The sequence below is a fragment of the Kluyvera fluvialis genome (assembly GCF_059725275.1).
The window spans coordinates 4,956,133-4,966,831 of the sequence record NZ_AP046142.1; the positions used below are offsets into that span (position 1 = coordinate 4,956,133).

Below are 10,699 nucleotides of genomic sequence, written 5' to 3' on the forward strand. Positions count from 1 at the left end.
AACCTCTCAGTTCTTCGCCTTCTTCGCGTCTTTGATATAAGCCACAAACCCCGGGAATGGCAGCGGTTTAGAGAAGTAATAGCCCTGGAAGAAATCGATGTTGTTCGCTTTCAGCCAGCTCACCTGATAGTCGTGCTCTACGCCCTCTGCGACCGTTTTAATCCCCATCTTCTTCGCCATCTCAATCACACAGTCGATAAGCGGCGTCGCGGAATCTTGCGCAATCTGGTTAACGAACAAACGGTCTATTTTAATGCTGTCGGGATTCAGGTTCGAAATCCAGGCGAAGTTAGAAAAACCGGTGCCGAAATCATCCAGTGAGATCAGTACTCCGTTGTTGCGGATGTTCTCAATCTTGCTGGTAATGTCCTGGTTCACGCTCACGTCTTTGCCTTCGGTAATTTCAAACGCCAGCTGGAAGCCGAGCTTTTTAAAGCGAGAGGCGTATTTATTGGTGAACTCATAGAATGAGCCATCGATCAGATGGGTATGGCTGATATTGATATTCAGCTTAAAGTTGGGGCAAAACGTTTCTGGGGCATTTTTAACGTCGGCCAGCACTTTATTCAGCAGGCGCTCGGTGAGTTCGACGATAAGGCCACTGCTTTCAGCAACCGGGATAAACACATCCGGTGGGACAAAGCCGACTTCTTCATGAACCCAGCGCGCCAGCACTTCGGCACCCAGTACTTGATTGGTTCGGGCGCACACAATCGGTTGATAGTGCGGAGAGATCTCATCCTGGTGAATCGCGTTGCTCAGGTGCTGGTAAAACGACATTCTGCGCGACATGTGCTGATAAACCAGCACAGTAGGGATCAATGAAACGGAGATAATCAGTAGCCCGTAAAGCCAGGAGTGCATAATTGAGCCGAGAATAGCCTGAAGAGTAGGGCGCTGGTAGGCGATGATGTATGGCGCATCTTTGTCCTCAATTTGCACATAATGGCTAAAGTGCGGATCTTTTAGCGTGCTGTTGATAACGCCATCTGGAGTCAGCATTTTGTCATTAACCTGCAAGACAAAGTTGCCGGTGGTTTCGGTGCTTTTCACGATGGAGCTGACAAAACGAAGGTCGGCGGTCGCTAAAATGTTGCCTTCCTCAAAGCGTACAACAGTGGTGATGATCGGTACGCCGGATAATACGGGAGATTTGGTGATGCGTACCTCGTTATTCACCAGGTGCGACGCAGTGATTTTTTTACCTTTATTGTAGAGTAGCGACGAGCAGTAAACTTGGTTGCCACGCATGAGGTTTACCACTAATACGTGCATTGTTTCATTAGGCAGCGCGTTGAGTTTTTTCTCTAGCTCGCTAGTGCAAGCTTGTCCTAACCAGGGCCGAGCCTCCTGAATGGCTAAACGCGTATCCGCCAGCAAGCCTTCAATCTCTTCGCGAACTTCTTCCGCTTCGCTTTGAATATAGCGATGAATGCTGCGTTGCTCCAACTGGATAACCATAAGGGAGGAGATAATCATCATGGCGATGAAAATCAGGAAGGCGTTAATTCGTATCTTTTTTTTACTGCCGATTAATTTTGTGTAGTTCGCTTTTTTCACTTTCGGTTTTGCCATAATTATCACCAATCAGGACAATGCACTCTTTATATTATTGTTGCGCAGAGGTTTAGTTTCTCTGGCAATTCTGAACATCACTACTTTCGATACGAGGATATTTTTATTAGCCAATATGCTGAAGCGAAGCAGTAACTGACGGATTGCATTTCTTTTTTAGTTAAGCCTGTTTTGGTTTTGTTAATCATCAAGCTTAGAGATACGACATTTGATAACGCCAATATTTAGTCTTTTTCCTTGCAATACAGGAACAAAGGATTAACACGTGGACGTTTTTTTGTTGGATGAGAATATTACAATCCGGCGCTTTAATTGTCAAAGACGATTGAATTAACAAACATCGATCGATGAAATCGATCGAATAAATACAGGGGTGAACGCCAGATGCCATCGATCGATATTCGACCATTGATTGGTTAAAACGATCGTTAAAAGATAATAAAATGATAATATTCTTTTATAAACATAGGGTTATCGATGTGGTTAAATTGTTTATCTATCGAGATAATCCGATTAACAATTCTAAACATTAAAAATATAAAGTATTAAATGGAAGCCATTGCTTATTTTCATGTCGTGATTGTCACCTTGTAAATTTAATTACAAAAGAGGATGCAGTATTTCCTTTGCTGCGGCATGTTATTTTCCATGTACGGGAAATATAATTTCCTGTACTTTTGTTTGTAATATTTTTAAATAAAAAAGAGCCGCGTTACCAATAAGTCTAAAATAAATTATTGGCAACGCAGCTCTTGGCATGTGAATGAGAAAGTTACACTTTTACGCGCGAAATATACTCACCAAATGCCGTCAACTGACCTGCCAGATGATCCAGCGTACTCTGATCAACCACTTCACCGGTCTGCGGGTCTACTTTGTTTTGAATTACGCCACCCATAAACTCTGGCTTATTCATAACCATTGCATCGAGGAATACCAGAATTTGACGCAGATGATATTGGCAACGCGCGCCGCCAATTGCCCCCATGGAACTGGTCTGAATTAAAACCGGCTTACCTGCCAGCGGCTGATCCGGCAGTCGGGACAGCCAATCAATAGCGTTTTTCAGCCCACCAGGCACGGAATAGTTGTACTCCGGTGTCACGATAACGATGCCGTCCGCCTGGCGAATTTGCTCAGCCAGCGCTTCAACGCTGTGTGGGAATCCCTCTTCTTGCTGGAGGTCTGCATCATACAACGGGATATCGCCAATCGATGGGAGCGGAGAGATGCTCATGCCCGCCGGAGCCACTTTTGGCAAGCTGCGAGCCACCATACCGTTAAATGAACCTTTGCGCAGGCTTCCCAGTAACGTAACAACTTTCAACGCGTCAGACATGATTACTCCTTTGCATCATGATGGCTGTCTTTAAGCCAGGTCAGTTGAGTATAAGCGCTTTCTCTGCCGGTAAACTGGTGAACCTCATCAGCCGTGCCGACGGCTCATTTGCCCGTGCTTGTGCGTCGGGCAGGCTGCGCCATCCAGACTGACTATCAAACTCCCATACCTTCAGTTTTTCAATCGATGGTGACGCTGATAATGACCAAACCAATACATCTTCGGCGTCACAGAGTGCTTCAAGCTGAGCGATATTTGCTGAACGCAGGCGGCCTGAGCCGGGTAAGAGCTGGAGAGCTTGTGGTGAGTCGTTGTGAACGTCGCCGGTTATTTTGAGCACGCTTTGGCGCAGTGTAATCAGCTGAGCGCGAGCCTCATGCGGGTCGTTTTGGTTGTTAATCCATAGACTTTCGTTGCTGGTAAAACGGTAGTTTTCCATCATCGCCGCCTGCGGCGTGTTGCGCAGAACCTGTAGCAGCTCCATATCAAGGCCGCACCGGCCTTCAGTTGTTAGCGCGACGCCAACAATATTTCCGGCATAGGAAATAGAAAAATCAGGCAGTTGGCTATCTTTAAAATGCGGTTTGCCTTCTTTTTCCGTGATGATTTCCGGGAGTTCGCCGATGCCGTACAGCATAAAGAGCAGTTCGGCGAGCAGGGCGCGCGACGCCAGATAGCGAGTTCGGCGATAAGCCGGTAGCTGGCGCGCGATGTTGTGGCTGGCGGATGACAATCTGACGGACAGCAGATGCCCGTCCTTAAGGATCCCTCTTGCAAAGTGGGTCGCCATTTTTCGCTCCGTGATTAATGGACTGTGATAACTACAAGGGTAGCATTTACGCCAATTACGATCAGGTTTTACTGCGTAAAAACACAATTGAAAAGGGGAATTTCGAGACTTTTACACTTCACCCTAACTGAAACGCGTATTTCTTAAAAAATTTGATTCAGGAAACAGCAAGATATAAGGATTTAAGCGTATCGCGCAGCCAAATAATTTTGGGGTTGTGACTATTTCTTTTATGCCAAAGTAGCGTAAACGGAACCTGTAATTTTTCCCGTTGGGCAGCATCGAACGGCAGTGGGCGTGCCACTAACGGCAACTGATGGAGTTGGTTATAGTGCTGGCAATAGCGCGGCGCGGTCGCCAACATGCAGTGATCCGGCTGGGCTGCCATAAACAGCGATTGCTCGAATCCTGGCAGGCTGAGCGCAATATTTCGTTCGCGTCCCATCTCCTTGAGCACATCGTCCAATGCCCAGGTGTCGCTTTGTTCCCAACAAATACTAATGTGGGGATAGCGCAAAAAAGTCTCCAGATTCCACTCTTCCTGTAATGCAGGGTGATCTTCTCGTAGCCAAACCCAGGGGATATCGGTAAACAGCACCTCGTAATCAATCGATAGGGGTAACAGGCTCAGTAGCTCGCGTGAGCGCGGATGACTCTCGCGGCCAGTAAAACCGATATCGACCTCACCGCGAATAATCGCGTCCAGCGAGTCGTAGTCCCAATTGCGCACTTTGATAGTCGCTTGCGGATAACGCTGATAAATCTGCTGAGACAGCGCATTGAACATGATCATCACCAGCGGTGTTTCTGCCACTAGATCAAACTTCAGCCCGCGCGGCGACTGATGATGCGGCTTATCGAGCAACTGATTTCCCATCTGCATCCACTCCGCCAGGCTTTGCTCCATGCTCACCATCAGCGGCGTTGGCGTTAGCCCCAACGGCGTATTCACAAACAGCGGCTCGTCAAACCAGGCTCTCAGCTTTGACAGCGATTTACTGACCGCCGATGGCGTCACGTTCATCCGCTTGGCGGTTTTTGTCACGCTGCGCTCCTGCATCAGGAGCTGCAAACATAACAGTAAATTAAGATCGAGACTGGCGAGGGATTTCTTCATGTGCGGGCGCAGACCGGTTAGGAGCAACTGTGATAATCAGCAGGATACACACTATGCTACAACCAATCAGAATCCCGATCAGCATATTCAGCGCGTTAAGCCCCAGGATAGCCGCCAGCCAAATCCACAGCGATGACCCACAAACCTGAGCGATGCCCAGCGCGGAGCTGGCGACGCCTGCGCGCAGTGAAAATGGCCCCAACGCCTGGCTCATCGCGACTCCAAACCCAACCGAAAAACCGGCGCAAATTAACGTTAGGCCGAAAAGAGTGGCCGTATGCGTATTGGCGAGGGTGAGCACCACGCCTGCCGACAAGAACAGCACCTGTGAAGCCAGCATTAGTGTGCGGGGCTTAAACAGGCTCAGGGCAAACGGCGTAGAGAACGACACCGCCATACTGATACCCGCCGTCATCGCCATCGTGGTGGCGTATTCACCACGATCGAAGCCCATCATCTCCATCAACAAGACCGGCGAGGTATTCACAAACGTCAGGATAACCGACACGCTCAGCGTGGTAATAACCACGCGGCTAAGGAAAAAGCGGTTCAGCAGGGACTCGGCCGCCGGATGGCTGTGCGACGATAATGACGGCGTCGCCGGGCGGGTTTCTCGCAGAATAAATACTGACAGCAGGCACACCACAACCCCCATGCCTATCATGGTGTAGAACAGGCTCTGCCAGGGGTATTTGAGCATAATCAGATGCCCCATTACCGGAGCCAGCACCGGGACGATGCAGGTGATGCCATTGAGCAGCGACAGCACTTTTGCCCGACGGCGGTCGTCCAGCGTGTCGCGCAGAATCGCGAAGGCCACCACGTAACAGCAACCCGCGCCCACACCCTGGATAAAGCGGCCGACCAGGAACGGAGTCCCGCTGTGCGCCAACGAGCATAAGGTTGAGGCGAGGATAAAAATGATGGCCCCAACAATCGCGACCGGCTTGCGCCCGGACTGGTCTGCCACCTTGCCCGCAAACAGCATGGCGGTGGCCATCCCCGCTAGATAGACCGAAAAGGCGATATGCAGTTGCGCCTCGCTGGCCTGTAAATCGGCGGCAATACGCGGTAATCCCACCAGATACATATCAATACCGGCGGGATAAAGTAAAACCAGGGCAAAACTGCAAATCAGAAAACGTGTCATAGCCACCTCGTGAGGAATGTGGCGCTCAGCATAAAGGGGAGTGGGAAATGAGACGAGTTGCCATTTGGACAACTGTGATTTCCTGAAAGGAAATCGCCACGCCTATCAGGCGTGGCGAGGAGAGGTGCGTTACTTACCGATACAGAAGCTGGAGAAAATCCGCCCCAGCAGATCATCGGAGGTAAATTCTCCGGTGATTTCGCTTAATGCCTGCTGAGAAAGGCGCAGCTCTTCTGCCAGCAGTTCTCCGGCCCATGCGCCGAGCAGCTGTGCTTTACCCTGTTGCAGGTGCTCTGCGGCGTCAGACAGCGCTTGTAGGTGGCGACGACGCGCCAGGAAGCCGCCTTCCATATTGGTTTCAAAGCCCATGCTCTGTTTGAGATGGTTGCGCAGTACGTCAACGCCTTCGCCAGTACGCGCGGAGAGGCGCACCAGTGAGTGACCATTTACTTCACTTAGCCCCAGCGTTTCGCCGGTGATATCCGCTTTGTTACGCACCACCGTAATTGGCAGGTTTTGCGGTAGACGGGCGATAAAGTCCGGCCAAATCTCCGCCGGATCGGTCGCCTCGGTGGTGGTGCCATCGACCATAAACAGCACGCGGTCGGCCTGCTCAATTTCCTGCCAGGCACGTTCGATACCGATACGCTCAACTTCATCGTTGGCGTCGCGCAGCCCGGCGGTATCAATAATATGCAGTGGCATACCGTCGATATGAATATGCTCGCGCAGCACGTCACGGGTAGTTCCGGCGATATCGGTGACGATAGCCGCTTCACGGCCCGCCAGCGCGTTCAGCAGGCTCGATTTCCCTGCATTTGGGCGGCCAGCGATAACCACTTTCATCCCTTCGCGCAGCAAGCTGCCCTGACGCGCCTCAGCGCGTACCGCGTCGAGGTCTGCAATGACCTCGTTAAGCTGTGCTTCGATTTTGCCGTCGGAGAGGAAATCTATCTCTTCGTCCGGGAAATCGATAGCCGCTTCTACGTAGATGCGCAGGTGAGTGAGTGCTTCCACAAGGTGGTTAACGCGAGTGGAGAATGCGCCCTGGAGAGAGTTCAGCGCGGAGCGGGCGGCCTGTTCAGAGCTGGCATCAATCAGGTCAGCAATGGCTTCCGCCTGCGCCAGGTCGAGCTTATCGTTGAGGAACGCGCGTTCGGAAAACTCACCGGGATTAGCGATGCGCACGCCCGGCAGCGTCAAAATACGTTTGAGTAGCAGGTCGAGGATAACCGGCCCGCCGTGGCCTTGCAGCTCCAGCACGTCTTCACCGGTAAAGGAATTCGGGCCGGGGAACCACAGCGCAATCCCCTGATCCAGTGCGCTGCCATCGTTATCTTTAAACGGCAGATAATCGGCATATCGCGGCTTTGGCAGCTTGCCCAACACCGCTTGCGCGACGTCGCGCGCCTTCTGGCCTGAGATACGCAAAATGCCCACACCACCGCGTCCCGGTGGGGTTGCCTGGGCGACGATAGTGTCGTTATGGCTCATGGTTTGTCTCTACTGTATGGCAATAAAAAAAGGCGGTCATTCGACCGCCCTTTGATTTTAGTTCCGTTTGCCGGATGGCGGCTTCGCCTTATCCGGCTTACAACCGAATCAGGATTTTTTCTTCTCGCGGCTATGCAGGCCACGTTTTTCCAGACCACGGTAAATCAGCTGCTGCTGAATAATGGTTACCAGGTTGCTGACGATATAGTAAACCACCAGACCAGACGGGAACCACAGGAAGAACACCGTGAAGATGACCGGCATAAAGGTCATGATCTTCTGCTGCATCGGGTCGGTCACGGTAGTCGGCGACATCTTCTGAATGAAGAACATCGTTGCGCCCATGATGATCGGCAGGATGTAGTACGGGTCTTGTGCAGACAGGTCGTGGATCCACAGGATAAACGGCGCATGACGCAGTTCAACCGAGGCGCTCAGCATGTAGTACAGCGCAAGGAAGATTGGCATCTGGATGATCAGCGGGAAGCAGCCACCCAGTGGGTTAACCTTCTCAGCTTTATACAGAGCCATCATTTCCTGGCTTTGACGCTGTTTGTCATCGCCCAGACGCTCGCGCATTGCCTGAATTTTAGGCTGCAACATACGCATTTTCGCCATGGAGGTGTACTGCGCTTTGGTCAGCGGGTACATGATGCCACGAACGATAAAGGTGATAACGATGATGGAGAAGCCCCAGTTACCCAGGAAGCTATGAATCCATTTCAGCAGTTTGAACAGCGGCTGAGAAATGAACCACAACCAACCGTAGTCTACGGTCAAATCCAGGTGTGGCGCAACGGCCGCCATTTTGTCCTGAATGGCTGGGCCAACCCACAGTACGCTGTCCAGCTTATCAACCTGGCCTGGCTGTACCAGAACTGGCTGAGATTTGTAGCCGATAGCCACAATGCCGTCACCGAGGTTCTTGGTATAGAAGTTGTTAGTCCCGTTGTCGTGTGGAACCCATGCCGTTGTGAAGTACTGCTGCAACATGGCAACCCAACCGTTTTTAGTATCAACGTTCAGGTTTTCGTTATCGACGATGGTATCGAATTTGTATTTTTCGTATTTCGAATCGGAGGTTGAATACGCAGCACCACGGAAAGTGTGCATGGTAGACAGGCCACCGGTTTGAGTATCACGATTTGTTGGCAGTGCGGCAGTTTGCTTCAACTGACCGAAGGTGGAGATTTCCAGTGGTTTTTCACTGGCGTTCTTCACGTTGTAAGCCACGTTCACCGCATAATCACCGCGTTTCAGGGTGAAGGTTTTGGTGAATTCGTTGCCTGCTTTATCGGTAAAGGTCAGCGGAACGACGATTTCGTTCTGGCCGTCAGCCAGTACAAACGCATCTTTATCAGCGTTATACAGCGGACGCGGGCCGTTAGCCGGGTTATCCGGGCCATCACGACCGGTTAAACCGCTCTGTGCCTGATAGGTAAACTGTGGCGTGGTTTCCAGTAACTGGAACGGTTCGGTAGAGTTCAACGCTTTCGGGTAAGCCGGAAGCAGTGCCTGCTCAATATCGCCACCACGGGTGTTGATAGTCAGCTCAAGCACATCAGTTTTAACCGTAATCAGTTTTCCTTGGCCACTGGCCGGTACGCCCTGGTCGGCGGCGCTACCCGCTGCTGTGGTCGTAGTCTGCGTGGTCTGCTGCTGGGTCTGAGGATTTTTGTCCTGCTCCCAAGCTTGCCAGATCATGAAAGACACGAACAACAAAGCGATGACAAGAAGATTGCGTTGCGAATCCATCGTTAGTGTTCTCTGGTATCAAATGGTCCGGGCGGGACGGGATCGTCACCACCAGGGTGTAAAGGGTGGCATTTTAATACGCGTTTCACTGTCAACCAACAGCCTTTTATCACTCCAAACCTGCGCAATGCCTCAATTCCGTATTGAGAACAGGTTGGAGTGAAACGGCAATGCGGCCCGAGTAGCGGGCTAATCAGGCGCTGATAGACCCGAATAAGGCCTATCAGGAGCCGTGAGCCAGGCGACAATGGCGACGCCATAATTTTTCCAACGCTTCCGAGAGAGCACGGTTATCGAGGTCGGCAACCCCTTTCTTCGCCACCACCACGAAATCCATTGGTGGAAGTTCATGCTGACGTAAACGGAAACTTTCACGCGTCAGACGTTTAATCCGATTGCGTTCATGTGCGCGTTTAACGTTTTTCTTGGCGACAGTAAGACCGATACGGGGATGCCCCAGCGAATTCAGGCGGCCGAGGATGGTGATTTGCGGCGTGCCAGCCCGTTGTGGCTGCTGGAAGACGAATGTGAAATGATTGGGAGTTAACAAACGTAACTCCCTGGGAAATGCTAGCTTAACCACTCGACGGGTTAGCTTTATTACTTGGAAACGGTCAGACGAGAGCGGCCTTTAGCACGACGACGTGCCAGAACCTGACGACCATTTTTAGTAGCCATACGAGCACGGAAGCCGTGAGAACGGTTGCGCTTCAGTACAGACGGTTGAAAAGTGCGTTTCATGGCGATTTCTACCTAAACTTGAATAAATTCAATGGCTTTATTGGATATCCGAACGAAAATTGAACGACGGACGCCGAAGCCATGGGTGATTAAAGAGGCCGGATTGTAATAATTGTACACTCCGGAGTCAATTCTCTTTCCTTATTTACCGCGTAAAAAACCACGTTTCGGCGCAGTTTTTTGCCCGCTAAATGAGCAGCGTCCCTCACTGAAATTCGAGCGGTACAACGCCGGGTGGAGGATTATACGGCCTGCCCACTAAAGAGCAAGGATCATCCTGGATCTTTGTGAGATCATTTAAGCAGAAATTTGTCACTAGTCATTAATTTTTCCAATATGCGAAGGAAATCCTGCCTTCTCTCCATCGGGATCGTTTACACTTAGCGCTTCTGGATCCGCCCTGTGGATAAATCGGGAAGAATCTGTGAGAAACAGAAGATCTCTGGCGCAGTTTACGCTATGATCCTCGGCCCGATCGCGATCGGTGGATCGTAAAGGGGAAAGACGCGCCGTTTCAGCATTGAGTCTGGGGATGGCCGTCAAAAACCGCAGATAGCGGTTCGCACGTCACCCGCTTGCATCGGGTCTTTTCGACGTGTGCCAAAAATCACGAATTTTTAATCTTATACACAGCATCATTCGGGCTGCATTTGCGCAGCAACTGAATGAATCCCCGACAGTATTGTGCTGACGGAAGGATCTTCAGAGGTAGCCTACAGGTTTGCCTGGAGGATGATG

The 10,699-nt window shown here is 51.0% G+C and carries 10 protein-coding genes; all 10 read right to left on the reverse strand.

Annotation, left to right across the window (positions count from 1 at the left end; translation table 11 throughout):
• Positions 1-6 precede the first annotated feature (6 nt).
• The gene (locus AC6I4B_RS23365) at positions 7-1,575 is read right to left on the reverse strand and encodes an EAL domain-containing protein (RefSeq protein WP_497768533.1); all 1,569 of its coding nucleotides are present in this window, start codon (positions 1,573-1,575) and stop codon (positions 7-9) included.
• 772 nt (positions 1,576-2,347) lie between these two features.
• Positions 2,348-2,914, reverse strand: coding sequence for an NADPH-dependent FMN reductase (locus tag AC6I4B_RS23370; protein ID WP_497768534.1), 567 nt, complete (start codon positions 2,912-2,914; stop codon positions 2,348-2,350).
• 40 nt (positions 2,915-2,954) lie between these two features.
• Positions 2,955-3,704 carry a 4'-phosphopantetheinyl transferase family protein gene (locus tag AC6I4B_RS23375; protein WP_497768536.1) on the reverse strand — a complete coding sequence of 250 codons (750 nt, stop codon included), beginning with the start codon at positions 3,702-3,704 and terminating at the stop codon, positions 2,955-2,957.
• A 157-nt stretch (positions 3,705-3,861) separates the two neighbouring features.
• On the reverse strand, positions 3,862-4,821 hold the full coding sequence (gene yidZ / locus AC6I4B_RS23380) for an HTH-type transcriptional regulator YidZ (RefSeq protein WP_497768537.1): 960 nt from the start codon (positions 4,819-4,821) through the stop codon (positions 3,862-3,864).
• On the reverse strand, positions 4,790-5,971 hold the full coding sequence (locus tag AC6I4B_RS23385) for an MFS transporter (RefSeq protein ID WP_497768538.1): 1,182 nt from the start codon (positions 5,969-5,971) through the stop codon (positions 4,790-4,792). Before AC6I4B_RS23385 ends, yidZ begins: the two co-directional genes overlap by 32 nt.
• 129 nt (positions 5,972-6,100) lie before the next feature.
• The gene (gene mnmE, locus AC6I4B_RS23390; protein WP_497768539.1) at positions 6,101-7,465 is read right to left on the reverse strand and encodes a tRNA uridine-5-carboxymethylaminomethyl(34) synthesis GTPase MnmE; all 1,365 of its coding nucleotides are present in this window, start codon (positions 7,463-7,465) and stop codon (positions 6,101-6,103) included.
• A 108-nt stretch (positions 7,466-7,573) separates the two neighbouring features.
• Positions 7,574-9,220 carry a membrane protein insertase YidC gene (gene yidC, locus AC6I4B_RS23395; protein ID WP_497768541.1) on the reverse strand — a complete coding sequence of 549 codons (1,647 nt, stop codon included), beginning with the start codon at positions 9,218-9,220 and terminating at the stop codon, positions 7,574-7,576.
• Between the two features lie 2 nt (positions 9,221-9,222).
• Positions 9,223-9,480, reverse strand: a complete 258-nt coding sequence (yidD, locus tag AC6I4B_RS23400; RefSeq protein ID WP_497768542.1) for a membrane protein insertion efficiency factor YidD — start codon at positions 9,478-9,480, stop codon at positions 9,223-9,225.
• Positions 9,444-9,803, reverse strand: coding sequence for a ribonuclease P protein component (gene rnpA / locus AC6I4B_RS23405; RefSeq protein WP_497768544.1), 360 nt, complete (start codon positions 9,801-9,803; stop codon positions 9,444-9,446). Before rnpA ends, yidD begins: the two co-directional genes overlap by 37 nt.
• Positions 9,804-9,820: 17 nt before the next feature.
• The gene (gene rpmH, locus AC6I4B_RS23410; RefSeq protein ID WP_003849659.1) at positions 9,821-9,961 is read right to left on the reverse strand and encodes a 50S ribosomal protein L34; all 141 of its coding nucleotides are present in this window, start codon (positions 9,959-9,961) and stop codon (positions 9,821-9,823) included.
• Between the last annotated feature and the right edge of the window lie 738 nt (positions 9,962-10,699).